Annotated in this window: 26 protein-coding genes; 15 read left to right on the top strand and 11 right to left on the bottom strand. The window is 63.6% G+C overall.

Annotated features, from left to right (window positions below):
* The first annotated feature begins 224 nt into the window (after nucleotides 1–224).
* Both CFII68_RS02070 and CFII68_RS02075 read left to right on the top strand, forming a co-directional pair.
* On the top strand, nucleotides 225–488 hold the full coding sequence (locus CFII68_RS02070; protein ID WP_018613502.1) for a DUF2790 domain-containing protein: 264 nt from the start codon (nucleotides 225–227) through the stop codon (nucleotides 486–488).
* A 175-nt stretch (nucleotides 489–663) separates the two neighbouring features.
* Nucleotides 664–1,875, top strand: coding sequence for a cytochrome c biogenesis protein DipZ (locus CFII68_RS02075; RefSeq protein ID WP_018613499.1), 1,212 nt, complete (start codon nucleotides 664–666; stop codon nucleotides 1,873–1,875).
* Between the two features lie 312 nt (nucleotides 1,876–2,187).
* Here CFII68_RS02075 and CFII68_RS02080 read toward each other — a convergent pair whose 3' ends face one another.
* The 8 genes from CFII68_RS02080 to CFII68_RS02115 all read right to left on the bottom strand — a co-directional run bounded on the left by CFII68_RS02080 (nucleotide 2,188) and on the right by CFII68_RS02115 (nucleotide 7,897).
* Nucleotides 2,188–2,814, bottom strand: a complete 627-nt coding sequence (locus tag CFII68_RS02080; protein WP_018613497.1) for an Lrp/AsnC family transcriptional regulator — start codon at nucleotides 2,812–2,814, stop codon at nucleotides 2,188–2,190.
* On the bottom strand, nucleotides 2,789–3,232 hold the full coding sequence (locus tag CFII68_RS02085) for an Lrp/AsnC family transcriptional regulator (RefSeq protein ID WP_018613495.1): 444 nt from the start codon (nucleotides 3,230–3,232) through the stop codon (nucleotides 2,789–2,791). The genes CFII68_RS02080 and CFII68_RS02085 overlap by 26 nt, the downstream gene beginning before the upstream one ends.
* Nucleotides 3,225–3,737 carry an Lrp/AsnC family transcriptional regulator gene (locus tag CFII68_RS02090; protein WP_014339153.1) on the bottom strand — a complete coding sequence of 171 codons (513 nt, stop codon included), beginning with the start codon at nucleotides 3,735–3,737 and terminating at the stop codon, nucleotides 3,225–3,227. Before CFII68_RS02090 ends, CFII68_RS02085 begins: the two co-directional genes overlap by 8 nt.
* On the bottom strand, nucleotides 3,734–4,192 hold the full coding sequence (locus CFII68_RS02095; RefSeq protein ID WP_018613493.1) for an Lrp/AsnC family transcriptional regulator: 459 nt from the start codon (nucleotides 4,190–4,192) through the stop codon (nucleotides 3,734–3,736). The genes CFII68_RS02090 and CFII68_RS02095 overlap by 4 nt, the downstream gene beginning before the upstream one ends.
* Nucleotides 4,193–4,194: 2 nt before the next feature.
* Entirely contained in the window at nucleotides 4,195–5,373 is a 1,179-nt protein-coding gene (locus tag CFII68_RS02100; protein WP_018613491.1) for a cytochrome D1 domain-containing protein, read from the bottom strand.
* Nucleotides 5,370–5,699 carry a cytochrome c gene (locus CFII68_RS02105; RefSeq protein WP_018613490.1) on the bottom strand — a complete coding sequence of 110 codons (330 nt, stop codon included), beginning with the start codon at nucleotides 5,697–5,699 and terminating at the stop codon, nucleotides 5,370–5,372. The genes CFII68_RS02100 and CFII68_RS02105 overlap by 4 nt, the downstream gene beginning before the upstream one ends.
* Nucleotides 5,700–5,884: 185 nt before the next feature.
* Entirely contained in the window at nucleotides 5,885–6,193 is a 309-nt protein-coding gene (locus CFII68_RS02110; protein ID WP_018613488.1) for a c-type cytochrome, read from the bottom strand.
* A 24-nt stretch (nucleotides 6,194–6,217) separates the two neighbouring features.
* Nucleotides 6,218–7,897, bottom strand: coding sequence for a cytochrome D1 domain-containing protein (locus CFII68_RS02115; protein WP_014339158.1), 1,680 nt, complete (start codon nucleotides 7,895–7,897; stop codon nucleotides 6,218–6,220).
* 198 nt (nucleotides 7,898–8,095) lie between these two features.
* Between CFII68_RS02115 and CFII68_RS02120 the strand changes: the two genes are divergently transcribed.
* The 6 genes from CFII68_RS02120 to CFII68_RS02145 all read left to right on the top strand — a co-directional run bounded on the left by CFII68_RS02120 (nucleotide 8,096) and on the right by CFII68_RS02145 (nucleotide 13,841).
* Nucleotides 8,096–8,899: a CbbQ/NirQ/NorQ/GpvN family protein gene (locus CFII68_RS02120; RefSeq protein ID WP_018613485.1), complete on the top strand. Its 804-nt coding sequence runs from the start codon at nucleotides 8,096–8,098 to the stop codon at nucleotides 8,897–8,899.
* Nucleotides 8,883–9,467, top strand: a complete 585-nt coding sequence (locus CFII68_RS02125; protein WP_018613483.1) for a cytochrome c oxidase subunit 3 family protein — start codon at nucleotides 8,883–8,885, stop codon at nucleotides 9,465–9,467. The genes CFII68_RS02120 and CFII68_RS02125 overlap by 17 nt, the downstream gene beginning before the upstream one ends.
* A gap of 12 nt (nucleotides 9,468–9,479) precedes the next feature.
* A complete protein-coding gene (locus CFII68_RS02130; RefSeq protein ID WP_018613481.1) occupies nucleotides 9,480–9,725 on the top strand; it encodes a cytochrome C oxidase subunit IV family protein in 246 nt (81 codons plus the stop codon).
* Nucleotides 9,726–9,953: 228 nt separating this feature from the next.
* A complete protein-coding gene (locus CFII68_RS02135) occupies nucleotides 9,954–10,394 on the top strand; it encodes a cytochrome c (RefSeq protein WP_003202495.1) in 441 nt (146 codons plus the stop codon).
* Between the two features lie 3 nt (nucleotides 10,395–10,397).
* Nucleotides 10,398–11,825 (top strand): cbb3-type cytochrome c oxidase subunit I, encoded by a 1,428-nt coding sequence (locus tag CFII68_RS02140; RefSeq protein WP_018613473.1) that lies wholly within the window; start codon nucleotides 10,398–10,400, stop codon nucleotides 11,823–11,825.
* A gap of 177 nt (nucleotides 11,826–12,002) precedes the next feature.
* Entirely contained in the window at nucleotides 12,003–13,841 is a 1,839-nt protein-coding gene (locus CFII68_RS02145; protein WP_018613471.1) for a nitric oxide reductase activation protein NorD, read from the top strand.
* 5 nt (nucleotides 13,842–13,846) lie between these two features.
* Here the strand turns inward: CFII68_RS02145 and CFII68_RS02150 are convergent, their stop codons facing one another.
* Together CFII68_RS02150 and CFII68_RS02155 are read right to left on the bottom strand one after the other, a co-directional pair.
* The gene (locus CFII68_RS02150) at nucleotides 13,847–14,047 is read right to left on the bottom strand and encodes a hypothetical protein (RefSeq protein ID WP_018613469.1); all 201 of its coding nucleotides are present in this window, start codon (nucleotides 14,045–14,047) and stop codon (nucleotides 13,847–13,849) included.
* On the bottom strand, nucleotides 14,044–14,727 hold the full coding sequence (locus CFII68_RS02155) for a Crp/Fnr family transcriptional regulator (RefSeq protein ID WP_003202487.1): 684 nt from the start codon (nucleotides 14,725–14,727) through the stop codon (nucleotides 14,044–14,046). The genes CFII68_RS02150 and CFII68_RS02155 overlap by 4 nt, the downstream gene beginning before the upstream one ends.
* Before the next feature lie 555 nt (nucleotides 14,728–15,282).
* On the opposite strand from CFII68_RS02155, the gene CFII68_RS02165 reads away from it, so the two are divergent.
* Together CFII68_RS02165 and CFII68_RS02170 are read left to right on the top strand one after the other, a co-directional pair.
* A complete protein-coding gene (locus CFII68_RS02165; protein ID WP_018613464.1) occupies nucleotides 15,283–16,473 on the top strand; it encodes an NnrS family protein in 1,191 nt (396 codons plus the stop codon).
* Nucleotides 16,474–16,498: 25 nt separating this feature from the next.
* Nucleotides 16,499–16,936, top strand: coding sequence for a hypothetical protein (locus tag CFII68_RS02170; protein ID WP_018613461.1), 438 nt, complete (start codon nucleotides 16,499–16,501; stop codon nucleotides 16,934–16,936).
* A gap of 194 nt (nucleotides 16,937–17,130) precedes the next feature.
* On the opposite strand, the gene ytfE is transcribed toward CFII68_RS02170, so the two are convergent.
* The gene (gene ytfE, locus CFII68_RS02175) at nucleotides 17,131–17,805 is read right to left on the bottom strand and encodes an iron-sulfur cluster repair protein YtfE (protein ID WP_018613459.1); all 675 of its coding nucleotides are present in this window, start codon (nucleotides 17,803–17,805) and stop codon (nucleotides 17,131–17,133) included.
* Between the two features lie 159 nt (nucleotides 17,806–17,964).
* On the opposite strand from ytfE, the gene norR reads away from it, so the two are divergent.
* The 5 genes from norR to CFII68_RS02200 all read left to right on the top strand — a co-directional run bounded on the left by norR (nucleotide 17,965) and on the right by CFII68_RS02200 (nucleotide 23,451).
* Complete coding sequence (gene norR, locus CFII68_RS02180) at nucleotides 17,965–19,497, top strand: nitric oxide reductase transcriptional regulator NorR (protein WP_018613457.1); 1,533 nt, start codon at nucleotides 17,965–17,967, stop codon at nucleotides 19,495–19,497.
* 215 nt (nucleotides 19,498–19,712) lie between these two features.
* Nucleotides 19,713–20,360 carry a pyridoxamine 5'-phosphate oxidase gene (gene pdxH, locus CFII68_RS02185; RefSeq protein WP_018613455.1) on the top strand — a complete coding sequence of 216 codons (648 nt, stop codon included), beginning with the start codon at nucleotides 19,713–19,715 and terminating at the stop codon, nucleotides 20,358–20,360.
* 228 nt (nucleotides 20,361–20,588) lie between these two features.
* On the top strand, nucleotides 20,589–21,143 hold the full coding sequence (moaB, locus tag CFII68_RS02190; RefSeq protein ID WP_018613453.1) for a molybdenum cofactor biosynthesis protein B: 555 nt from the start codon (nucleotides 20,589–20,591) through the stop codon (nucleotides 21,141–21,143).
* A complete protein-coding gene (glp, locus tag CFII68_RS02195) occupies nucleotides 21,140–22,375 on the top strand; it encodes a gephyrin-like molybdotransferase Glp (protein ID WP_033062928.1) in 1,236 nt (411 codons plus the stop codon). The genes moaB and glp overlap by 4 nt, the downstream gene beginning before the upstream one ends.
* An 80-nt stretch (nucleotides 22,376–22,455) precedes the next feature.
* Nucleotides 22,456–23,451 carry a peptidase U32 family protein gene (locus CFII68_RS02200; protein ID WP_018613449.1) on the top strand — a complete coding sequence of 332 codons (996 nt, stop codon included), beginning with the start codon at nucleotides 22,456–22,458 and terminating at the stop codon, nucleotides 23,449–23,451.
* Nucleotides 23,452–23,462: the final 11 nt, after the last annotated feature.

Genomic DNA, 23,462 nt, shown 5'->3' with positions numbered 1-23,462 from the left:
GTGTCCAGCTCCTCGGCGTTTCGTTGTGAGCAGTCTACAGGCGCCGGCCGGCCGGGCTCGCGGCGGTTTGTATTGCAGTGTATCTGGCGCGGGACGGATACACAGCGATGCAAAAAGCCACCTGGCTCGATACAGGTGCGATACCTGCGCGGCATTCAATGGCACCCATCGAGGCGACACAACAGGCCTCGGCAGATAACCCCCCATTGAATCGAGGAATCGCCATGAACACCAAAGCCCTCTACGCCGCCTGCCTTTTCGCCGCACTGAACATCTGCACCCTGTCGGCCCGGGCCGAAAGCAACGTGCCGGCGCAAACCTACACCTACGGCACCCACCTGGACGTCCAGAAGGTGCTGTCCCTTAGCGAAGACGCCGAGCCGACCTGCGGCGTGGTCAACGCCCACATGACCTACCTGGATTCGGCAGGCCACAAACAGGCGCTGGACTATCGCAAGCTTTCCGATAACTGCAATGACGGTAACTGAGTCGCCGTGGAAGCCAACTTGTGACAGTAAACCTGTGGGAGCAAAGCTTGCTCGCGATAAACGATGACGCGGTGATTGCCAGTAATCGAGGCGCCTGCGTCGCGAGCAAGCTTTGCTCCCACAGAGGCGCTGCCCGATTTGGTGTGTTCTATCTACCTACCATTGAGGTGTTGCCATGCTTCTGATCGCTTTTCTCGGCGGGGTCCTGACGATCCTCAGCCCCTGCATTCTTCCGGTGGTGCCGTTTCTGTTCGCCCGGGCCGAGCGCTCCCGTGGCTCGGTGCTGCTGACCCTCGGCGGCATGGTCCTGACGTTTGCCCTGGTCTCCAGCCTGGCGGTCGTCAGCAGCGAGTGGGTGCTGCGCGCCAGCAGCGTCGGCCGGCAAGTCGCCTTGGTGGTGATGGTGGTGTTTGCCTTGTCGCTGATCTTCAGTCGGGTCGGCACCTGGCTGGCGCGGCCGCTGGTCAGCCTGGGCAATCGCCTGGACGCCGGTGCCGGGCGGATGGCCGGGCCTGTGGCTTCAGTGCTGATCGGGGTCGCCACCGGGCTGCTCTGGGCACCGTGCGCCGGACCGATACTCGGGGTGATCCTGACCGGGGCCATGCTGCAAGGCGCCAGCGCACAAACCAGCCTGCTGTTGCTCGCCTATGGCCTGGGCAGTGCCTTGTCCCTGGGGACGCTGATCCTGGCCGGGCGCGGACTGGTCGGACGCCTGAAACTCTCGCTGCCGATCACCACTTGGCTGCGCCGGGGGACGGGAGCGGTGGTGTTGCTGGCGGCCGTGGCGATTGGCACGGGGGCGGATGACCGCTTGTTGGCGGCGACTTCCTCCCAACAATCGGCCAGCTTGGAAAAAAGCCTGCTAGAGAACGTGCCCAAGGCCCTCGACTATGTGGTGAGCAAGGCTGGCGCAAGTTCCATGCCGGCCCTCGAATCCCAGGGCGCCATGCCTGCGCTGGACGGCGCGGTGCAATGGCTGAACTCGCCCCCGCTGAGCAGCGAATCACTCAAGGGCAAGGTGGTGCTGGTGGACTTCTGGACCTACGACTGCATCAACTGCCAGCACACCTTGCCCTATGTGAACGGTTGGGCGAAGAAGTATGAAAAGGACGGCTTGGTAGTGATCGGTGTCCACACCCCGGAGTACGGCTACGAGAAGATCATCGACAACGTCCGCGAGCAGGTGCGCAAGCTGGACATCCACTACCCGGTGGCGATCGACAATCAGTATGCGATCTGGCGCGCCTTCAACAATCAGTACTGGCCGGCTCATTACTTCATCGATGCCAAGGGGCAGGTGCGCTACAGCCACTTTGGCGAAGGACGCTATGGCGAGCAGGAACAGGTGATCCAGCAACTGCTGCAGGAGGCGAAGGCAGGTCAATGACTGTGGCGGGGGAGCTTGCTATTGGCAAGGGGATCTGTGGGAGCAAGGCTTGCCCGCGATGAAGCCGATGCGGTCTCTCAGAAACCGAGGCGCCTGTTTCGCGAGCAAGCTTTGCTCCCACAGGCGCCAGGCGCAGGCCGGTCTCAACATAAGGTGCTCCTTTGATGTGGGAGCAAGGCTTGGTGGGAGCAAGGCTTGCCCGCGATGAAACCGATGCGGTCCTTCATAAAACCGACGCCCCTGTTTCGCGAGCAAGCTTTGCTCCCACAGGTGACAGGCGCAGGCCGGTTTTTTTCAGGATGCGGCTGATCCTCAACATAAGTCGCTCCGTGGGAGCAAGGCTTGCCCGCGATGAAGCCGATGGGGTTCTTCAGGAACCGAGGCGCTTGTTTCGCGAGCAAGCTTTGCTCCCACAGGTGACAGGCGCAGGCCGGTTTTTTTCAGGATGCGGCTGCTCACCAGCATGTCGTCGGCGGCGCAGGCGTCCCCCAGCAGGTAGCGCAGGTGTTCGCGGTAGCTGTCGATTTCTTCGCGGCTACGGCCATGGACCATGGCGAACAGGTTGTAGCGCCAGCCGGGCCGGCGCGGGCGCCGGTAGCAGTGGCTGACGAAGGGCTGAGCCCCCAGCAGGGCGCCGAGACGCGAAATGTCGGCATCGGCCACGTCCCAGACCGTCATGCCGTTGTGGCGATAGCCCAGGCGATAGTGATTGGGCACGGCGGCAATGCGGCGGATCGCACCCTCGGCCTGCAGGCGTTTGAGCAGGTCGAGGGTGGATTCCACACTCAGTTCCAGTTGTTCGGCCAGCCAGGCCCAGGGGTCTTCGAGCAAGGGCAGGCCGGCCTGGGTCAGTTCCACCAGGCGCAGCGCCAACGGTGTTTCATCCAGCCGTGGCGGCGCTTGCCACAAAGACTCAGACGGGGAAATACAGGCCGACATGGTAGGTCTCCTCTTTGGGCAGGTTCAGCGGCACCAGGCCGGTCAGGTGTTCAATGTGCAGCAGGGTGTCGTTGATCGCCTGTTCGCTGGGGCAGGCGAGCACGAACCACATGTTCCAGGTGTGCTCGCGGCGGTAGTTGTGGGCGACCTCGGGCATGTCCGCGAGCAGCTCGGCGATGGCCTCGAAGCGCGGTTCGGGCACCGCCAGCGCCGCCAGGGTGAACGCACCGCCCAGGCGATCGATGTCGAACATCGGACCGAAGCGGGTGAGGACCCCGTCGTTGAGCAACTCATGCAGGCGGTCGAGCAATTCGGTGCTGCTGCTGTCCAGTTCCTGGGCCAGGGCCTGCCAAGGGTGACGCACCAGCGGCAGGCCCAGTTGCAGCCGATTGATCAGGCGACGGTCGAGGTCATCCATCGATACGGGCTCCGGCCGGGGCGGCGAAACGTCCGCCGCATTGCTTGAACAGGTGCGTGCTGAACAGCAACTGGTGGGGCAGGTCGTCCAACTGGTGTTCTTCCAGCAACGCCTGAACCTGGGTCTCGACACGGTCACGCTGGCGACCGTGAATCATGCAGAACAGGTTGTATTGCCACTGGGGCAGGCGCCTGGGGCGTTGGTAGCAAAGGCTGATGCCCGGTGCTTGTCCGAGGCGTCGGCCGACTTCATCGACCAAGGCGTCCGGCACGTCCAGCACCAGCATGGCGTTGGCGGCAAACCCCAAGGCGCGATGGTTGACCACCAGGCCGACACGGCGGAACAGCCCCTGTTCATGCCAATGCTGCACCTGCTCGAGCACCTGCGGCTCACTGGCCTCGATCTGCTCGGCCAGGGCCTGGAAGGGACGCGATGTCAGGGGCAGGCCGGTTTCCAGCAAACGGCGCAGTGCCAGTGACTGTTGTTCGCTCAGGGCGTTTTTCATGGGGTGGCCTCCAGGGCAAAGCCCAGGTCGATGCGGTAGGCGGTCAGCATGGGCAGGTCCAGTGGCGTGAGACCGGTGTCGTTCTCCAGTTCCTGGAGGATGTTTTCCAGGTGGGCACGGTTGGGGCCGGTCAGCACGAACCACAGGTTGTAGCGATGTTCGCGGGCATAGTTGTGATTGACTTCCGGGTATTGGCTGATGCGTGCGGCCACCTGGTGCAAGCGGTCTTCGGGCACGGCCAGGGCGGCCAGGGTGCTGGCCCCGGCCCGGGTGTGTTCGAACACCGGGCCGACCCGCGATAAGGTCCCGGCCACTTGCAGGTGTTGCAGGCAGTCGATGACCTGGGCTTCGCTGCAGCCCAAGGTCTCGGCCATGGCCCGATAGGGCTCGGCGCACAACGGCAGGCCATGCTGGAATTGATCGATCAGGCGCCGGGCCAGTGAGCTGGAAGTCATGGTCAGAACCCCGGCTTGTGCGCGCGACTGCTGAAGAAAATGCCGCTCGGGCTCAGGGCCGGCAGGCTGCCCAGGCGTTCGAGGCGATAAGGATCCCAGACCTGCACCTGACCACCATCCCGGGCGGACAGCCACAACTGGTCACCCCGCGCGGTGAACTCCATGTGCAGCACCGCCGGTCCTGGCCGCAGGTCGGCGACGATGGCGTGGGTCTGGGTGTCGATGACCTGGACGCGGTCGTTGTCCGGGTAGGCAAAGTTGACCCACAGCTGCCGACCGTCCGGACGCGCCGTGACGAACACTGGTTGACCGGCCACGGCGATGGCGTCGGTCTGTTGCCAATCCTGGGCGTTCATCACCAATACCTGGTGATGCCCGACGGCAGGCACGAAGGCTTGCTGGTCGGCCAGGGCCCAGCCCTCCAGATGCGGCATCTTGTACACCGGGAGCCGCGCCTGGCCGCGGCCGTAATGGCCCAGTACCCGTTTCACCCCGCGCTCCGGGTGCCAGAGATCGAGTTGGGCCATGCCGTCTTCACCGAACAGCCCGGCCATGTAATAACGCCCGTCCGGGGTGATCAGGGCGTCGTAGGGTTGCTGGCCGATGGCGGTGAAACGCTCGATGCGCGGGGTGAGGCCTTGGCTGAAGTCGGCGGTCCAGATCTCGCCCGTGTCGAACAGGCTGAACACGAAGCGTTGCCCTGGCGCGTCCACCAAACCGACCACCCGTGAGCGCTTTTGTCCGCCGGACAACGGTGTGGCCGGGATGTCGGCGACCTGTTCCAGGGTCTGGGCGTCGAACACCTTGACGCCGCCGGGCTCGTAGTTGGAGACGGCGATCAGCTTCCCATCCTGGCTGATTGCGCCGCCGATGCTGTTGCCGCCCTGGATGATCCGGCGTTCGATGCGTGCGCCCAGCAGGTCGACTTTGCTCAGGCCCCCATCGCGACCGAACACGTAGGCATAGCGCTGGTCGCGGGAGAACACCACCGAGGCGTGGGACAAGTCGCCCAGGCCTTCGACGCGGCCCAGGGCGGTGCGGGTGTCGCTTTCAATGATTTGCAGGCTGCCGGTGGCGCGCTCCACCACCACGCCCAAATCGCCGGTGCCGCGCAACGGTGTCTGGGCGCAACCGCAGAGCAGCAGGGCGATGGCGGTGGAGGAGAGGAAAGAACGGATCATGAGGCGGGTTTTCCTTGAAGGAGCCGGTCCACCAGCCAGCGAATGTCGTCGGGCGCGAGCAACGGTGCCCAACCGGGCATGGCGCTGCCGGGCCGTCCGAGGGAGACGGTGGCGATGAGGCTGTCGCGGGATTTTCCGGCCAGGGCTTCGTGGGTCAGGGGTGGGCCGAGGCCGCCGGTCATGTACAGGCCGTGGCAGGCGCCACAGTCCTGGTCCAGCAGGTGTTGCAATTGGGCCTGGCGCTGGCTGTCGGGAGCGGCCAGCACGCAGGAAGAGAAAACAAAGAGGAGGGTGGTTATCAAGGTTGCAGAGCTGTGTCGTTCCATGACGTCCTCCTGAACAAGAAATAAAGTTGGGCGCGGCCCCTGTGGTGAGGGGATTGATGTGGGAGCAAAGCTTGCTCGCGAAACAGCCGCCTTGATTTCTGAAAGACCGCATCGCCCCCATCGCGGGCAAGCCTTGCTCCCACATCAATCCCATGCCACATGAATTTCCTCGCTACAGGGATGTGTTATTTAAGGGTCAAGACCCACGCCGCCAGGATCTTGGCTTCCTCGTCCGTCACGGGGTTGGCCGGCATCGGCATCGGTCCCCAGTTGCCTTGCGTACCTTCCTTGATGTGCTTGGCGAGTAAATCCTGTGCTCCGGCGACGCCGGCGTTTTTTGCCGCGACCTCCTTGAGCGCCGGACCCACCACCTTGGTGTCGATGGCGTGGCAGGCCGCGCAGGGCTTGCTCTTGAACAACGTCGGGCCGTCTTGGGCCAACGCCGGCAGGCTGTAGGCGGCAGTCAAGGCCAAGGCAATCAGAATAGGCTTCATGGTTTTTCCTCTTATTGATGGGGCTCAATAGATGTCGTGTTGGGTGTTGTAGACGTTGAATTTTCCGGTTGGGGTGATCAGGCGTTTGTCCTTGATCACGTTCTTGACCTTGAGGGTCTTGTCGTCGATCACCACCAGCGCCGACTCGTCTTCCTGGCCACTCCAGACCGAGAACCAGACCTCGTCGCCGGCCTTGTTGTATTCCGGTTGCACCACACGCAGCGCGCCTTTCTTGATACCGGCGTACTCGGCAATCGGCAGCACGGTGTAGCCGGCGTCGAGCTTGTCGATGTTGAACACCGCCACCGACTGGCTGAGCTTGGCGTCCGGGCTGAGGGTGGTGTCGACATACAGGTGACGGGACGCGGGATGAGTCTTGATGAACAACGAGCCGCCCCCCTGGCCCTGGAGCGAACCGACCTGTTTCCAGGCGTATTGGGGGTGCTTGACCGGGTCGGTGCCGATCAGCGAAACCCCGGCATCGCCCAAGTGGCTGGTGGCCCAGACCGGTCCGTAGAGGGGGTGGTTGAAGTTGGCGCCGCGTCCCGGGTGCGGGGTCTTGCCAACGTCCACCAGGGCGGTGAGCTTGCGCTCCTTGGAGTCGATCACCGCGACCTTGTTGGAGTTGTTGGCGGCCGTCATGAAGTACCGATGGCTGCTGTCCCAACCGCCGTCATGCAGGAACGGCGCGGCGTCGATGCTGGTGATGGTGAGGTTCTTGATGTCCTGGTAGTTGACCAGCATCACCTTGCCGGTTTCCTTGACGTTGACGATGAACTCCGGCCATTCGTGGGAGGCGATGATGGCCGCGACCCGAGGCTCGGGATGGTATTGCTGGGTGTCGACGGTCATGCCGCGGGTCGAGACGATCTGCTTGGGCTCCAGGGTCTCGCCGTCCATGATGGTGAACTGCGGCGGCCAGTAGGAACCGGCGATGGTGTACTTGTCCTCGTAGCCCTTGAACTTGGAGGTTTCCACCGAGCGGGCCTCGATACCCACCTTGATTTCCGCGACCTTGGTCGGCTCTTTCGGCCACAGGTCGATCATGTCGATCTTGGCGTCCCGGCCGATTACCAGCAGGTAGCGACCCGAGGCCGAGATGCGCGAGATGTGCACCGCATAACCGGTGTCGATCAGCTTGACGATCTTCTTGCTGTCGCCGTCGATCAGGGCAATCTTGCCGTCGTCGCGCAGGGTCACCGAGAACAGGTTCTGCAGGTTGAGGGTGCTGAGTTGCCTGGTCGGCCGGTCTTCGGGTTTGACCAGCACTTTCCAGGTCTTGCGGGTTTCGGCCATGCCCCATTCCGGAGGGGTCGGTGGGGTGTGCTGGATGAACTTGGCCATCACCGTGATCTGGTCTTTGGTCAGGGCATTGGACGTGCCCCAGTTCGGCATGCCAGCGGCCGAGCCGTAGGTGATCAGCGCCTCCAGGTAGGCCTGGCCGCGCGATTGGGTGATGTCGGGTGTCAGCGGCTTGCCGGTGGCGCCTTTGCGAAGCACGCCGTGGCAGCCGGCGCAGCGCTGGAAGTAGATTTCCTTGGCCGAGTCGAAGTCGGCCTGGCTCAGGTCGGGCGCGCCTTCGGTCTTGACCACGCGGGGTTGTTCCGGCGCAGCGGTTTGGTCGGCGAAGGCGTGGGGGGCGGCCAGCGCTGTACACAGCGCCGTGACCCGCAGGGCCCACGATTTTTTGTGGCTGATCAGCATTCCATTTCTCCTCAGGCGTGACCCGCGCTGCGCTGTAATTGACGTTCGGCGCGCAGGTTCTTGGTGCGTTGCAAGGCTATGCCCGAGGCGGTGGTTAGCCGCTTGACGGCGATCAAGTTTGCCGGCCGCAGCCCTTGCCAGGTTGTCGCAGGGCACCGTAGCGTGGCCTGCAATCGTGTTGTCTGATCAGGCCTTGCCATGAACGCTATCCACACTTTGCAGCACCCCGACGAACCCTTTTATCAACCCCAGGACAACGAGCAGGCGCTGTTCGAACAGGCCTGGCATCACGGCATGCCGGTGCTGATCAAAGGCCCGACCGGCTGCGGCAAGACCCGCTTCGTCCAGCACATGGCTCACCGCCTGAAACTGCCGCTGTACACCGTGGCCTGCCACGATGACTTGAGCGCGGCCGACCTGGTGGGCCGTCACCTGATCGGCGCCCAGGGCACCTGGTGGCAGGACGGGCCCTTGACCCGGGCGGTGCGCGAGGGCGGCATCTGTTATCTGGATGAGGTGGTCGAAGCGCGCCAGGACACGGCCGTGGTGTTGCACCCGCTGGCCGATGATCGTCGGCAGTTGTACCTGGAACGCACTGGCGAAGTACTGCAGGCGCCGCCGTCCTTCATGCTGGTGGTGTCGTACAACCCCGGTTACCAGAACCTGCTCAAGGGCATGAAGCCCAGCACGCGCCAGCGTTTCGTGGCGATGCGCTTTGGCTATCCGGCGGTGGCCGATGAAGAGCGCATCGTCGCCCGCGAGGCGGGGGTGGATCTGGCCCTGGCGGCCCAGGTGGTGCGATTGGGGCAGGCGCTGCGCCGGCTCGACCAGCACGACCTGGAGGAGGTCGCCTCGACGCGCCTGCTGATTTTCGCCGCGCGCATGATTGGCTCCGGCATGGACCCGCGCCAAGCCTGCCTGGCATGCCTGGCCGAGCCGTTGAGCGACGACCCGCAAACCGTTGCCGCGTTGATGGATGTGGTCGATGTCCACTTTGGCTGAAACCGTTGCCGTGCCCCGACGCTTGCCCGGGGACCTGGCGATGTGGTTTTTCATCCTCGCCGAGCTGTCGGTGTTCGCGCTGTTGATCCTGGCGTTCACCGTTGCCCAGGCGTTGCATCCGCAGACTTTCAGCGAAGGCCGGCAATTGCTGGACCGCTCCACGGGCCTGGCGATGACCCTCAGCCTGCTGACCGCTGGCCTGTTCGCCGCCCTGGCCCAGGAGCAAGTCAGGCAGGACCGACCGCGTCGAGGCGCACTGTTGTTGTGGGTGGCCTTGTTGCTCGCCTGCGGCTATGTGGGGATCAAGCTCACGGAATACGCCCATCTGTTGGCGAACGGCCTGGGGATGGAGCACAACACGTTCTTCACCTTGTACTGGATCCTCACCGCGTTTCATTTTCTCCATGTGTTGCTGGGCATGGTGATCCTCGCCTGGCTGGCCGAAGGGTGTCGGCGACGTCGTTATGGGGCGCAGCGTAACAGTGGGCTGGAATCCGGCGTGCTGTATTGGCACATGGTCGATCTGGTCTGGGTGTTGCTGTTCCCGGTCGTCTACATCCTTGATTGAGCGGAGGTGCTCATGTCGGCTTCCCGTGTCTTGATTGCATGCTGGATGACGCTGGCGGTGCTGAGCACCGGCACCGTTGCCCTGGGCCAGATCGCGGCTACCGGGCTGGTGTCCATCGCCATCCTGGTGGTCGCGGTGACCAAGGCCTGGCTGATCGCCGACGGCTTCATGGAACTGCGCCACGCGCCGCGATTGTGGCGGTGGTTGGTGTTGAGCTGGGCGGCGCTGCTCGCGATTGCGATCTCACTCGCGATCTGATCGTTCCCACGCTCTGCGTGGGAATGCATCCCGTGACGCTCTGCGTCACCTTCCTGAAGCGGAACGCGGAGCGTCCCTGGCGGCGTTCCCACGCGGGAGCGTGGGAACGATCGAAGCTCATCTGCCCGGAACAACCCACCAAAACCATCGGAGATTCTTGATCGCCATCAAGCGGTTTCCGACCCCTTGCTTCCTAGAATGAACACGCCAAGCAATGAGGAAGTGACCATGTCAGATACCTTCACCAAAGGCATGGCCAGGAATATTTATTTCGGGGGAAGCATCTTCTTTTTCCTGATATTCCTGGCCCTGACCTACCACACGGAACAGACCTTTCCAGAACGCAGCAACCAGGCGCAATTGACGGAATCGGTGATACGCGGCAAGGGCGTCTGGGAGCGCAACAACTGCATCGGCTGCCATACCCTGCTGGGCGAGGGCGCGTACTTTGCGCCGGAGCTGGGCAACGTGGTCAACCGTCGCGGCGGCGATGAAGCCTTCAAGCCGTTCCTGCAGGCCTGGATGAAAATGCAGCCGCTGAACGTTCCGGGTCGTCGGGCCATGCCGCAGTTCAACCTGAGCGAGCAGGAAGTCGACGACATCGCCGAGTTCCTCAAATGGAGCTCGAAAATCAATACCAATGGCTGGCCGCCAAACAAGGAGGGCTGAGAGATGAGCATGGCTAATCCGCATCTGAAATTCGCCTCGCAGGCCGTCGCCAAACCCTACTTCGTGTTTGCCCTGATGCTGTTCCTGGGGCAGGTGTTGTTCGGTTTGATCATGGGCCTGCAATACGTGGTCGGCGACTTCCTGTTCCCGCTGATCCCCTTCAACGTGGCCCGCATGGTCCACACCAACCTGCTGATCGTCTGGCTGCTGTTCGGCTTCATGGGCGCGGCGTATTACCTGATACCGGAGGAGGCCGATCGCGAACTGCACAGCCCGAAACTGGCGATCGTGCTGTTCTGGGTGTTCGCCGCCGCGGGTGTGGCGACGATCCTGGGCTACCTCTCGGTGCCTTATGCGACGCTGGCGAAGTTCACCGGCAACGACTTGCTGCCGACCATGGGCCGCGAGTTCCTGGAGCAGCCGACCATCACCAAGATGGGCATCGTGGTGGTGTGCCTGGGGTTCCTCTACAACATCGGCATGACCCTGCTCAAAGGTCGCAAGACCACGGTCAGCATGGTGATGATGACCGGGCTGATCGGCCTGGCAGTGTTCTTCCTGTTCTCCTTCTACAACCCGGAAAACCTCGCTCGCGACAAATACTACTGGTGGTGGGTGGTGCATCTTTGGGTGGAAGGCGTCTGGGAACTGATCATGGGTTCGATGCTCGCTTTCGTCCTGATCAAGATCACCGGCGTGGACCGCGAAGTGGTGGAAAAATGGCTCTACGTGATTATCGCCATGGCGTTGATCACCGGGATCATCGGCACCGGCCACCACTTCTTCTGGATTGGCGCGCCTGAGGTCTGGTTGTGGGTAGGCTCGATCTTCTCGGCACTGGAACCGCTGCCGTTCCTGGCGATGGTGGTCTTCGCCTTCAGCATGGTGAAGAACCGTCGTCGGCACCACCCGAACCGCGCCGCTACCTTGTGGGCCAAGGGCACCACGGTCACCGCGTTCTTCGGCGCGGGCGTCTGGGGTTTCCTGCACACCCTGGCACCGGTCAACTACTACACCCACGGTTCGCAACTGACTGCGGCCCATGGTCACCTGGCCTTCTACGGTGCCTACGCAATGATCGTGATGACGCTGATCAGCTACGCCATGCCACGCTTGCGGGGCTTGGGTGAAGCGGCGGACGAGCGTTCGCAGCGCCTGGAGATCTGGGGCTTCTGGTTGATGACCTTGTCGATGGTGATGATCACCTTGTTCCTCACCGCGGCCGGTGTCGTCCAGGTCTGGTTGCAGCGCTGGATGACGGATGGCAGTGCCTTGCCATTCATGGCCACGATGGATCACTTGAAGCCGCTGTTCTGGGCGCGGCTGGTCAGCGGCGTCGGGTTCCTGGCCGGGTTGCTCTGCTACCTGTTCAGCTTCCGTCAACGTGGCCGTGCGGCCCTGCGCGCACCGGCGGCGGTGGTGCCTTCGTAAATCACCACAACTACTGAGCCGGACTCATTTGGGGTGAGAGGATTCATGTGGGAGCAAGGCTTGCCCGCGATGGGGGCGATGCGGTCTTCCAGAGATCAAGGCGCCTGTTTCGCGAGCAAGCTTTGCTCCCACATGAATCCCCTCGCCACAATGGGGTCGGCTTAAGAGGAAATAACCATGGCATTCACCCTGGAGCTGGAAGAATGGGTCGGCAGTGTCTGGCACCGTTTCATCACCCGCCGGGCCAGTGCTGACTTTCCTGAGGCCCGGGTCGAGCTGGTTCCCCGGCAACGCGCGTTGCAGGTGCTGTTTCGCGCCACCGGCGGTGCGCCTCACCTGGGGGTGGAGGCGGTCAGCGACCGTGACCTGTTGCTGCGGCGCAACCTGTTGCAGCAGATCGCCGGCACCTGCAAGCAAGTGCCCCTGGCCTGTTGCGATGGCGACAACCTGCGGCTGCCGGCGAGCCTGGCGACGTTCCCCGATGTCGGGCTCAACGAAGAGCTGTATCGCTGGCTCGCCTTGCTGGCCGCGCAGTCGGGGCCGATGAAGCACTGGGGGCGGGACAATCAGCGCTGGACCCTGGCGGTGTTGAAACGCTATCCGGCGCTGCGCCCTCGCTACCGGCGGCTGGTGGACGCGCACCTGTCCCTGCGCCCCGATCCGGCCACGCTCAACCCGGCCGAAGCCGCCCTGGAGCGGGCGTTGTGCCAAGCCTTGCGCGAACCGGGCAGTGTCGAACATTTTCCACGCAGCGAGCGGGCGGCCTGGCCGTTGCCGCTGTGGCTATACCCACCCCAACACCTGGCCAATCCCCAGGCCGCCAACCTTGAGGAGTCCGAGCAATACCTGGCGACGCCGCCCGGTGAACAGCAGGGCGGGCGCAAGCGCGCCGAGCGAATCGACGACACCACCCGTGACGGTGGGCTGCTGATCGTGCGCCTGGAAAACCTGTTCAGCTGGACCGAACACGTGGACCTGGATCGCTGGGCGGATGACAGCGAAGACCCGGACGCCGCTCGCGTCGCCGAGGACTTGGATCAGTTGACCCTGTCGCGCACCCGCTTGCGCAAGGGCGGTGGTTTGAAACTGCACCTGGACCTGCCGCCGGCCGATGTGGATGACATCCCGTTGGGCGCAGGCATCCTGTTGCCGGAATGGGATTACCGCAAGCAACGGCTGCAGGACGACTTCGTCAGCCTGCAAACCTTCACCCCTCGCGATAGCCAGCCCCAGCCGTTGCCCGCACGCCTGCGAAGCTCGGCCCAGCGCTTGCGTCGCCAGTTCGAACACTTGCGCAACGATCGCCAATGGTTGCGCCAGCAAACCCAAGGCTCGGAACTGGATCTGCAAGCCTGGCTGGACTTTCATGTCGAGCGCCAGCACGGGCAGTGCAGCGAACGCGGACTGTTCATGGACCAGCGCCAGACTCGCCGCGACCTGGCCTGCCTGCTGCTGGCCGATCTGTCGATGTCCACCGATGCCCACCTCAACGACGAGCACCGGGTGATCGACGTGATCCGCGACAGCCTGTTGCTGTTCGGCGAAACCCTGTCGCTACTGGGAGACGATTTTGCCTTGTACGGGTTCTCTTCCTTGCGCCGCCAGCAGGTGCGCATGCATGAACTCAAGGCCTTCAACCAGCGTTATGACGACCACACCCGCGGACGCATCCAGGGGCTCAAGCCCGGTTACTACACGCGCATGGGCGCGGCGATTCGCCAGGCCACGCAACGGTTGGCTGGCTGCAAGCGGCGGCGCAAATTGTTGTTGCTGCTCAGTGACGGCAAACCCAATGACCTGGACCTCTACGAAGGACGCTACGGTGTGGAAGACACCCGCCAGGCAGTGCTGGAAGCCCGGCGCCAAGGGCTGACACCGTTCTGCATCACCATTGATCGCGAAGCGGGGGATTACCTGCCGTACATGTTCGGGGCCAATGGCTACACCTTGATTCGCCAGCCCGAGCAACTGCCGCTGCGTTTACCGCAGCTGTACCGGCAGTTGACTCAGGATTGAGGGGGTCAGACGATGCTGCGAGGCAGCCAGAAGAACATGACGATGCAGAAGATCGTCAAGCCGACACAGAACCAGGTGAAGCGCCGCAACCGGCGCTCGCCGGCCTTTGCGGCCTCGACTGGCAGGGGCATGCCGCACTGGCGGCATTCGGTTGCATCACCGGGTTGGGTCTGTTGGCAATACAGGCAAGTGGGCTGCGCGCTCATTCGAATTGCTCCAGGCGCAGGCGATCGAGAATGGCGATCTGGCGACCGTCCTGGGTGATGATTTTTTCATCGATCAGGCGCCGGATGATCCGCGAGAAAGTTTCCGGCTGGATCGACAAGTGCCCGGCGATCAACTGCTTGGCCATCGGCAGTTCGAACTGGCTGTCCACGGTTTGCAGGCGCACCAGTTGCGTCAGCAGGTAGCGCACCACACGGTGCGTGGCGTTCTTCAGCGACAGGGTTTCAATCTCGTTGACCCGTTGGTGCAGGCGCACACAGAGCTTGCCGAGCAGGGCGAAGGTCAGCCGGCTGTTGCTTTGCAGCAGACGCATGTAAGTGGCGTTGGACAACCGGTAGACCTGGGTCGGGCCGACGGCTTCGGCGGACGCGACGTAGTTGGGTGTGTCCATCAGCATCATGGCTTCGGCGAAGGTCTGGCGCTCGCCGATCACCTCGAAGACCTTTTCCTGGCCGTCCGGGGTCAGCCGATAGATTTTCACGGCGCCGGAAATCACGAAGTAAAACGCCTGCGCCGGTTCTCCCTGGCGGAACAGCGGATCGCCCCTGTCGATGTTCAGCAGTTGGCTGTTGCTCATCAATTCGTTGAGCTCTTCTTCGTTCAAAGGCTCGAACAGGTGATGGCTGCGCAGAATCTGGTGATGGACGCGGTGGAGCACCATGGCATGGAATCCTTGTAAGGGCGAAAGAGGTGATCGGGGTCAGACCAGGCTCAGGGACAGGCCGCTGGCAAGCGCCACGACGCAGGAAAGCAAGACGAACCAGGTAAGCGGCAGAACGACGGATTTCATGGAGGACCCCGACAAGAAAGGTGATGCCGTGCCTGAGCAAGAGACGGGCCATGCCTGCGGGCGTTGATTCCTGGGGTGTTGAAGATGAGGTGGGTAAAAATGACCCTGGTCTGACAGGGTTAAAACAACCATGAAAGGGTAACTAATACCCCATTCAGCTACAGTCTCTATGGGCGCGAGCCGTTGTGGGAGCAAAGCTTGCTCGCGATGAACGATAACGCGGGCCAGCTGTAGACCGCGGCGTCTTCATCGCGAGCAAGCTTTGCTCCCACAACGGCAAGCCCCTTGCAAGTACCTGTTCGAGACGGGAGGTTGCCGATGAGCTGGCTTGATCTGAGACAAGGCCCGCCGGCGTCGATAGCCGATCATTCGAACCCTGGTTTGTTGTACCTCGCTGGCGGTTCAGCGAGGCAAAAGGAGTGATGTATGCAAGTGCTTGACCGTCGCAAGGCCATGGCCATCGCGCCGCTGTGGCGCCTGGCGTTTCGGCCATTCTTTCTGGCCGGTTGTGTGTTGGCGCTGCTGGCCATTCCCTTTTGGCTCGCGGCGTTTACCGGGCGCTTGTCAGCCTGGCAGCCGGCCGGCGGCTGGTTGGCCTGGCACCGGCATGAACTGTTGTTCGGTTTCGGCCTGGCGATCATCGCCGGGTTCCTGCTGACGGCAGTGCAAACCTGGACCGGAACCCCGGGGCTCAGCGGCAAGCGCCTGGCAACCCTGGCATTGTTGTGGCTGGGCGCGCGGCTGGCCTGGTTGGTGGATGCGCCCTGGCCGTTACTGACGCTGCTGGAGCTGGGTTTTGCCCTGGCGGTCGCGGCGTTGATGGGGGTGACGTTGTGGCGTGTGCGGCAGAAGCGCAATTACCCGATTGTGCTGGTATTGCTGCTGTTGGCCGCCGCCGATGGGTTATCCGTATACGGCCTGGTGCAGCACAACGAGGGCTTGCAACGCCAGAGCGTGCTCACCGGCCTGTGGCTGGTGGCGGCAATGATGGGGTTGATCGGCGGGCGCGTGATTCCATTCTTTACCCAGCGCGGCCTCGGACGGGTCGAGGGCGTTGCCCCGTGGCCGTGGCTTGATCGCCTGTTGCTGGCAGGGTCGGCGCTGGTGGCGTTGTTGTATGCCTTCGGTCCGGCGCTGGTGGCCAGCGTCTGGGTCGGCCTGTTGTTCGCCGCGTTGGCGGTGGGCCACGGGATTCGACTGGTGCGTTGGCATGATCGGGATTTGTGGCGGGTGCCACTGCTGTGGTCGTTACACCTGGCCTACGCCTGGCTGGCGGTGGCCTGCCTGGGCATGGCGCTGTGGCACTTCGGCGTGCCGGTGAACCCGAGCCTGGCGGTGCATGGCCTGACCATCGGCGCCATGGCCGGGTTGATCCTGGCGATGATTGCCCGTGTCAGCCTGGGCCATACCGGGCGCCCCCTTGAGCCACCAGCGGGCATGACCCTGGCCTTTATCCTGTTGAACCTGGCGTGCCTGAGCCGCGTGCTGTTGGTGCTGCTGTTGCCGTTGGCCGGGCTGTGGCTGGCGGCGCTGTGCTGGACACTGGCGTTCGGTCTATACGCCTGGCGCTATGGGCCGATGCTGCTCAAGGCCCGGGTGGATGGGCATCCGGGATGAGCCGGTTGGGCAGAGGGAATCGATAATGTACGGGGTCTTGCTGGTTACCCACCTGTTGGCGGCCATTGCTTTCATTGGCACGCTGTTTTTCGAGGTCTTCATCTGGCATAGCGCCCGCCGGCCCTTGGCCCAAGGCGTCAAGGACGCTGCCGACCAGGCCATCGCCCAGCGCTCGCGGCATGTGCTGCACGGCGTCGTGCTGGTGCTGTACGGCGCCGGCATGGCCCTGGCCTGGCAGCATCGCGGCGCATTGAACCAGCCGTTGAGCAACAGCTTCGGCCTGCTGCTGAGCCTGAAGATCCTGCTGGCGCTGAGCATCATCGGTCACTATTTGTGGCTGGCGTACTGGCTCAAGAGCGGTCGCCTGACGCCCAGCCGCGCCTGCTGGTTGCGGCGCAGTATCCTCGGGCACATGGTGCTGATCGTGGTGTTGGCGAAGGCGATGTTCTATTGGCAGTTTTGAGCTGCGGATGAGGGCGGCAAATTAGAGCTGCAAATGTGCAAATGTGCAAATGAGAGCTGCAAATGCCTGTGGGAGCAAAGCTTGCTCGCGATGGCTGTGAATCAGTCAACATTGATATTGACTGACACTACGCCATCGCGAGCAAGCTTTGCTCCCACAGGAGTAACACAGAAGTAATGGCCAATGTTTGAGGGTCAGCGGGCAGGCTTCATCGCATTGACGAACAACACATTGTTTTCCAGGTGGATGTGCTGCATCAGGTCATCACGAAACTCCACCAGCCCGCGATACAGGGCGCGCCAGGTGTTGCAGGCGTCGGCGGGTGGGGTGATCTGGTCGGTCAGGGCGAGCATGGTTTCCAGGGCTTCACCGTGCTGGTCGTGTTCGTAGCGCAGCACCTGGATCGGCGCCGAGGCCCGATCGCCGAGGCCTTGTTGCAGCATCGGGAACAGTACCTGTTCTTCCTTGAGCATGTGGCCTTCGAGTTCCTGGTACATGTCCTGCAGGTGATCGGCCAGGCCGTTCGGGCAACTGGGTCGCGCACCGTGGACCTGCTCGACGCGCCGGGCCAGGCGGATCAGTTCCGGCAGTTGTTCGCGATGGCGCGCGTGGTAGCGCTCCAGGATGTGGGCAATCAAGGTCGCCTGGGGCTCGTCGCGCCAGTCATGGCCCAGCTCCCCGGCGGCTTGCAGGGTGCGCAGGGCGTCGGCGATCAGCAGCGGGTTCAGGCCTTTGCCCAGCGCGGCTTCGCGCAAGGATTTTCGCCCGCCGCAACAGAAGTCGAGGTTGTAATGATGGAAGGTACGGGTAGCACCGGGAATGTCGCAGGCCAGTTGGCCGAGGCTTTGTTCCAACAGATCGAGGCTCATCATGTTTCCTTGGGTTGAATCCCGGCAGGGACAGATGAGCGAACTTTGCAGTCGACGTGCCAGATTCAACTGATTGAAAACAAAGCATTAAATTTTTGCCAGGGTGATTGTCACCCTGATTGTGAAGGGTCAAACGAACCCTGGAGGGTCATCACTACCATGCTGCGTGAAAGCCTGGCCGCCGACCTGATCGTCGAGCTGCCCAATGCGGTGCGATTGCAGCGCCTGGTGCAGACCCTGCGCGAATACTTCAACAGTGGCGCCGTGGGGCTGCTGCGTCTGGACGATGACAGTCTCAGGCCTGTGGCCACCGTGGGCCTGGTCCACGAGGCGCTGGGACGGCGCTTCGTGATTGCCCAGCACCCGCGCCTGGCGGCGATCATGGCGTCGCGCGAACCCACCTGGTTCGAGCCGGACAGCCGTTTGCCGGATCCTTATGACGGCTTGCTCGACAACCACGTCGGCGAACCGCTGCCGGTGCATGACTGCATGGGCGTGAGCCTGTACGTGGAAGGACGGCTCTGGGGGGCGATCACCCTGGATGCGTTGCACGCCGGCACCTTCGACAGCCGCGCCCGGGAGGAACTCAAGCGCTGTACCTTGCAGATCGAGGCGGCGGTGCGGGTCACTCGCCTTGAGCAGGAAAACCGTAGCCTGCGAGCATCGCGCAGCGACCAGACCGACCTGCGGCTACCCGCCGAAGAGGGCGAGATCCTCGGGCGCAGCGAGGGGTTGCAGCAGTTGCTCAACGAGCTGGATGTGCTGGCCGACTCCGAACTGCCGGTGCTGTTGCTGGGCGAAACCGGCGTCGGTAAGGAGCTGTTCGCCCGGCGGCTGCATCGCCTGTCCCGGCGCGGCCACAAGCCGCTGGTGCAGGTCAACTGCGCGGCGTTGCCCGAGTCCCTGGCCGAAAGCGAGTTGTTCGGCCACGTCAAAGGCGCGTTCTCCGGGGCGACCACCGACCGCGCCGGGCGCTTCGATGCGGCCAATGGCGGCACGCTGTTTCTCGATGAGGTCGGCGAACTGCCGTTGAGCGTCCAGGCCAAGTTGCTGCGCACTCTGCAGAACGGCGAGATCCAGCGCCTGGGGGCGGACAAGCCGCTGCACGTCGATGTGCGGATCATCGCCGCCACCAACCGGCACTTGCCCGACAGCATTCGCGACGGGCTGTTTCGCGCCGACCTGTATCACCGGCTCTCGGTCTATCCGGTGCCGATCCCACCGCTGCGCGAGCGCGGCCACGATGTGTTGATGCTGGCCGGGCACTTTCTCGAACTGAACCGCACACGCCTGGGCTTGCGTGGGTTGCGCCTGTCACCGGCGGCCGAACAGGCGCTGCTGGCGTACTCCTGGCCCGGCAACGTGCGGGAGCTGGAACACGTGATCAGTCGCGCGGCGCTCAAGCAACTGAGCCGCGGCGCCAATCGCAGCCTGATCATGACCCTGGAACCGCAGGTGCTGGACCTTGACGTCAACGCCAGCGCAGCTTCGGCGCAGGCGCTGCCGGAACAAGCCCTGCAAGCGTTGGATGCGCCCGTGCAACCCTTGAGCGAGGCTGTCGACGGCTGCCAGCGACAGGCGATCCTCAAGGCCCTGGAACGCTGCGGGCAGAACTGGGCGGGGGCGGCGCGGTTGTTGGAGGTTGACCCGAGCAATCTGCATAAGCTGGCGCGGCGGTTGGGGCTTAAGTAGCGGCAGACCGGGTTGCCGCCTTCGCGAGCAAGCCCGCTCCCACATTGGATCTGTGATTGTCTTCAGTTTTCTGATCACCCCCAATCCCCTGTGGGAGCGGGCTTGCTCGCGAAGAGGCCGGCACTTTCAACACAAGAACCGGCATTGACAACGATCAAGGCCCGCCACCGCCGCAGAATCCACACTGGCCCAAACCCACAGTGGAGATCACCCTCATGCCCCTTTCCCTGGCCAAAATGCGCCGCCAGTACACCCTCGATGGCCTGGATGAAGCCCAGGCCCCCGACGACCCCATGGCGTTGTTCGCGCTCTGGATGCAACAGGCCCGCGACACCGAAAGCCCACCCGTGGAAGCCAACAGCATGGCCCTGGCGACGGTGGACGAGCAGGGCCGGCCTCACTGCCGGGTGTTGTTGCTCAAGGGCTTCGACGCCCAGGGCTTTTCGTTTTTCGGCAACTACGACAGCGCAAAGGGCCAGGACCTGGCGGCCAACCCCTGGGCGGCCATGACGTTTTTCTGGCCGGGGCTGGAGCGGCAAGTACGCATCGAAGGGCCGGTCGACAAACTCGATCCGGCGCTGTCGGATGCCTATTTCGAATCCCGTTCCGTCGCCAGTCGCCTGGGGGCCTGGGCGTCGCCACAAAGCCGACCACTGTTAGATCGGGCCGCGCTCGAGACCTTGCTGGCGCAGACCGAACAACGCTTTGCCGATCAACCCGTGCGGCGCCCCGACCATTGGGGAGGCTATTGCCTGCGGCCCGAACGGATGGAGTTCTGGCAGGGCCGCGCCGACCGTTTGCACGACCGCCTCGACTACCGCCTGCAGGATGGCGCCTGGCAGCGTTGCCGCCTGGCACCCTGAATGGATGCCTTGTAGGAGCTGCCGAGCGTAGCGAGGCTGCGATCTTTTGATCTTTCGCTTGAGACTCAAGTGGCCCGGGAAAGATCGCAGCCTCGCTTCGCTCGTCAGCTCCTACTGGGACAGGATCGTTCTTGCATGGGGTGCCAAGGGAGGTACCTCCAACGAGGAATAGGCCCGGCAACGATTGCAGTTCAGGCTGGGCCATCTTTTCTGACAGGACGGCTGATCATGGCCCATCTGACGCAACGCCTCTTTCAACCGCTGAACATCGCGGTCCTTACCATCAGCGATACCCGCACCTTCGACACCGACACCTCGGGCCAAACCCTGGCGGACCTGTTGCAAACGGCCGGACACGTGCTCATCGACCGTGGGCTGGTGAAAGACGATATCTACCAGATCCGCGCCCAGGTCTCCCAATGGATCGCCGACCCCAAGGTGCAGGTGGTGTTGATGACCGGTGGCACCGGGTTCACCCCGCGCGACAACACCCCCCAAGCGGTGGCGCCACTGCTGGACAAGCAGGTGGACGGTTTCGGCGAGCTGTTCCGCCAGGTGTCGCTGGCGGAGATCGGCATGTCCACCCTGCAATCGCGCGCCTTGGCGGGCATGAGCAATGGGGTGCTGGTGTGCTGCTTGCCGGGTTCGCCGGGGGCGTGCCGGACCGGGTGGGAGCAGATCCTGGCCGGGCAATTGGACAGCCGCACCGGCCCGTGCAATTTCACCCCGCACCTCAAGCCCCAGGACGGCATCGCCCCAACGGCTTGCGAGACACGCTCGTGAGCGGTCGGGTGTGCGACAGCGGCGTGCTGATGCCGGTGGATGAGGCGATCCGTCATCTGCTCGACCAGGCACCGCCGCCACCGCCCGTGCAACGGGTTGGCCTGGACCAGGCCCTGGCGCGTGTGCTGGCCACTGACATTGTGTGCCCGATGAACCTGCCGGCCTGGGACAACAGCGCAATGGACGGCTATGCCCTGCGGGCCGCTGACCTGCCGGGTGACGGCGGCTACCTGCTGTTGGGCGGGCGGATCGCCGCCGGTGACGAGCCGGGCGAGCCGTTGCAGGCCGGGTACGTCGTGCGGATTTTTACTGGCGCGCCGCTGCCACCGGGTGCCGACACGGTGGTGCCGCAGGAAAGCTGTCGCGTCGATGGCGAGCGGGTCTGGTTGTCATCGGTCAATGGCGGCGACCATGTTCGCAAGGAAGGCGAGGAACTGCGTCGAGGAGACCGGCTGCTTGAAGCCGGCACGCGCTTGCGCGCCCAGGAGTTGGGTTTGCTCGCCGGTGCCGGCGTCGGCCAGGTGGACGTTTATCGCCCCTTGCAAGTGGGCTTGCTCAGCAGCGGCGATGAGCTGCGCGAGCCGGGCGAGCCACTGGCGCCAGGACAGATCTACAACAGCAATCGCCATAGCCTCGCCGCACTGTTGCGCGGTTGGGGTGTCGAGGTGCATGACTTCGGGGTCATGCCCGACCAGTTATTGGCCAGTCGACAAGCGTTGCGCCTGGCCGCCGCCGAATGCGATGTGCTGATCACCTCGGGCGGTGTCTCGGTGGGTGAAGAAGACCACCTCAAGCATGCTATCGAAGCCTTGGGCAGCATCGACCTCTGGCGCCTCGCCATCCAGCCGGGCAAGCCCCTGGCCTTTGGCGATGTGGAAGGCAAACCTTGGATCGGGCTGCCGGGCAACCCGTCGGCGGCATTGATTACCGCACTGATCGTCGTGCGGCCGTTCCTGTTCCGGGCCCAGGGCATGGGCGACGTGTTGCCGGTGCCGTTGCAGGTGCCAGCCGGGTTCGACTGGCTCAAGCGCAACCGGCGCCGGCAGTACCTGCGGGCCAGGTTGGTTCCGGATGCCAACGGCCACCTGTGTGTGGAACTGCACCCTCAACAAAGTTCGGCGATGCTGACGGCCGCTTGCTGGGCCGATGGGCTGGCGGTGGTGGAGTGTGAGGCGCAACTGCACAAGCACGACAAGGTGCTGTACCTGCCGTTCGCCGAGCTGATGCATTGACGGCAATTGATTGCCGTCAAGGTCGCCGGCCGAGGGCTGGCTAGACTGGCGGCGCTTGAGTTTTCTCATGAGGATGCCCCATGCAACTGGTTTGCCCGGCAGGGAATCTGCCTGCCCTCAAAGCGGCGGTGCGCCAAGGCGCCGATGCCGTCTATGTCGGCTTTCGCGATGACACCAATGCCCGGCATTTTGCCGGGCTGAACATGGACGACAAGCAGTTCGACGCGGCTGTCGCACACATCCGTCAGCATCAACGCAAGCTGTACGTGGCGGTCAACACTTACCCGCAGCCCAAGGGTTGGGAGCGCTGGCAACGGGCCGTGGACCGCGCCGCCGACTTCGGCGTGGACGCCCTGATCGCCGCCGACCCCGGCGTGCTCAGCTACGCCAGCCAGCGCCATCCTCGGTTGGCGCTGCACCTTTCCGTACAAGGCTCGGCCACACACGCAGCGGCCCTGGCGTTCTACGCGCAGCGCTATGACATTCGTCGCGCGGTGCTGCCACGGGTGCTGTCCCTGGCCCAGGTGCGACAGGTGGCGGCGGGCAGTCCGGTGCCGATCGAAGTCTTCGGTTTCGGCAGCCTGTGCATCATGGCCGAAGGCCGTTGCCACTTGTCTTCCTACATCACCGGCGAATCGCCGAACCTGTGCGGCGTCTGCTCGCCCGCCAAGGCGGTGCGCTGGAGCGAGGATGCCCAAGGCCTCAGCGCACGCCTGAACGAGGTGCTGATCGACCGCTACACCCCCGAAGAACCGGCCGGTTATCCGACCTTGTGCAAAGGCCGCTTCCTGGTCGGCGGCAAGCGCTTCCATGCGCTGGAAGAACCCACCAGCCTCGACACCCTCGACCTGCTGCCGGAGCTGGCGGCCATTGGCGTCGAAGCGGTGAAGATCGAAGGTCGCCAACGCAGCCCGGCCTACGTTGAACAAGTGACCCGGGTCTGGCGCGCCGCACTGGATGCCCATAAGGCCGCGCCGCAACGGTTCCGGGTGCAGGAAGAATGGCGCCAGGTGTTGGCTGGCTTGTCCGAAGGCAGCCAGACCACCCTGGGTGCCTACCATCGATCATGGCAATGAGGGGAGGCCAG

Source organism: Pseudomonas sp. CFII68, assembly GCF_000416195.1.
Classification (GTDB): Bacteria; Pseudomonadota; Gammaproteobacteria; order Pseudomonadales; family Pseudomonadaceae; genus Aquipseudomonas; species Aquipseudomonas kilonensis.
The sequence above is the reverse complement of the archived record's forward strand: the minus strand, read 5'-3'. Positions and strand labels throughout refer to the sequence as shown.

Bases quoted from the DNA above. Each gene is read 5' to 3' on its own strand.
- CFII68_RS02070 (WP_018613502.1), top strand. From the start codon at position 225: ATGAACACCAAAGCCCTCTACGCCGCCTGCCTTTTCGCCGCACTGAAC.
- CFII68_RS02075 (WP_018613499.1), top strand. From the start codon at position 664: ATGCTTCTGATCGCTTTTCTCGGCGGGGTCCTGACGATCCTCAGCCCC.
- CFII68_RS02080 (WP_018613497.1), bottom strand. From the start codon at position 2,814: ATGTCGGCCTGTATTTCCCCGTCTGAGTCTTTGTGGCAAGCGCCGCCA.
- CFII68_RS02085 (WP_018613495.1), bottom strand. From the start codon at position 3,232: ATGGATGACCTCGACCGTCGCCTGATCAATCGGCTGCAACTGGGCCTG.
- CFII68_RS02090 (WP_014339153.1), bottom strand. From the start codon at position 3,737: ATGAAAAACGCCCTGAGCGAACAACAGTCACTGGCACTGCGCCGTTTG.
- CFII68_RS02095 (WP_018613493.1), bottom strand. From the start codon at position 4,192: ATGACTTCCAGCTCACTGGCCCGGCGCCTGATCGATCAATTCCAGCAT.
- CFII68_RS02100 (WP_018613491.1), bottom strand. From the start codon at position 5,373: ATGATCCGTTCTTTCCTCTCCTCCACCGCCATCGCCCTGCTGCTCTGC.
- CFII68_RS02105 (WP_018613490.1), bottom strand. From the start codon at position 5,699: ATGGAACGACACAGCTCTGCAACCTTGATAACCACCCTCCTCTTTGTT.
- CFII68_RS02110 (WP_018613488.1), bottom strand. From the start codon at position 6,193: ATGAAGCCTATTCTGATTGCCTTGGCCTTGACTGCCGCCTACAGCCTG.
- CFII68_RS02115 (WP_014339158.1), bottom strand. From the start codon at position 7,897: ATGCTGATCAGCCACAAAAAATCGTGGGCCCTGCGGGTCACGGCGCTG.
- CFII68_RS02120 (WP_018613485.1), top strand. From the start codon at position 8,096: ATGAACGCTATCCACACTTTGCAGCACCCCGACGAACCCTTTTATCAA.
- CFII68_RS02125 (WP_018613483.1), top strand. From the start codon at position 8,883: ATGTCCACTTTGGCTGAAACCGTTGCCGTGCCCCGACGCTTGCCCGGG.
- CFII68_RS02130 (WP_018613481.1), top strand. From the start codon at position 9,480: ATGTCGGCTTCCCGTGTCTTGATTGCATGCTGGATGACGCTGGCGGTG.
- CFII68_RS02135 (WP_003202495.1), top strand. From the start codon at position 9,954: ATGTCAGATACCTTCACCAAAGGCATGGCCAGGAATATTTATTTCGGG.
- CFII68_RS02140 (WP_018613473.1), top strand. From the start codon at position 10,398: ATGAGCATGGCTAATCCGCATCTGAAATTCGCCTCGCAGGCCGTCGCC.
- CFII68_RS02145 (WP_018613471.1), top strand. From the start codon at position 12,003: ATGGCATTCACCCTGGAGCTGGAAGAATGGGTCGGCAGTGTCTGGCAC.
- CFII68_RS02150 (WP_018613469.1), bottom strand. From the start codon at position 14,047: ATGAGCGCGCAGCCCACTTGCCTGTATTGCCAACAGACCCAACCCGGT.
- CFII68_RS02155 (WP_003202487.1), bottom strand. From the start codon at position 14,727: ATGGTGCTCCACCGCGTCCATCACCAGATTCTGCGCAGCCATCACCTG.
- CFII68_RS02165 (WP_018613464.1), top strand. From the start codon at position 15,283: ATGCAAGTGCTTGACCGTCGCAAGGCCATGGCCATCGCGCCGCTGTGG.
- CFII68_RS02170 (WP_018613461.1), top strand. From the start codon at position 16,499: ATGTACGGGGTCTTGCTGGTTACCCACCTGTTGGCGGCCATTGCTTTC.
- ytfE (WP_018613459.1), bottom strand. From the start codon at position 17,805: ATGAGCCTCGATCTGTTGGAACAAAGCCTCGGCCAACTGGCCTGCGAC.
- norR (WP_018613457.1), top strand. From the start codon at position 17,965: ATGCTGCGTGAAAGCCTGGCCGCCGACCTGATCGTCGAGCTGCCCAAT.
- pdxH (WP_018613455.1), top strand. From the start codon at position 19,713: ATGCCCCTTTCCCTGGCCAAAATGCGCCGCCAGTACACCCTCGATGGC.
- moaB (WP_018613453.1), top strand. From the start codon at position 20,589: ATGGCCCATCTGACGCAACGCCTCTTTCAACCGCTGAACATCGCGGTC.
- CFII68_RS02200 (WP_018613449.1), top strand. From the start codon at position 22,456: ATGCAACTGGTTTGCCCGGCAGGGAATCTGCCTGCCCTCAAAGCGGCG.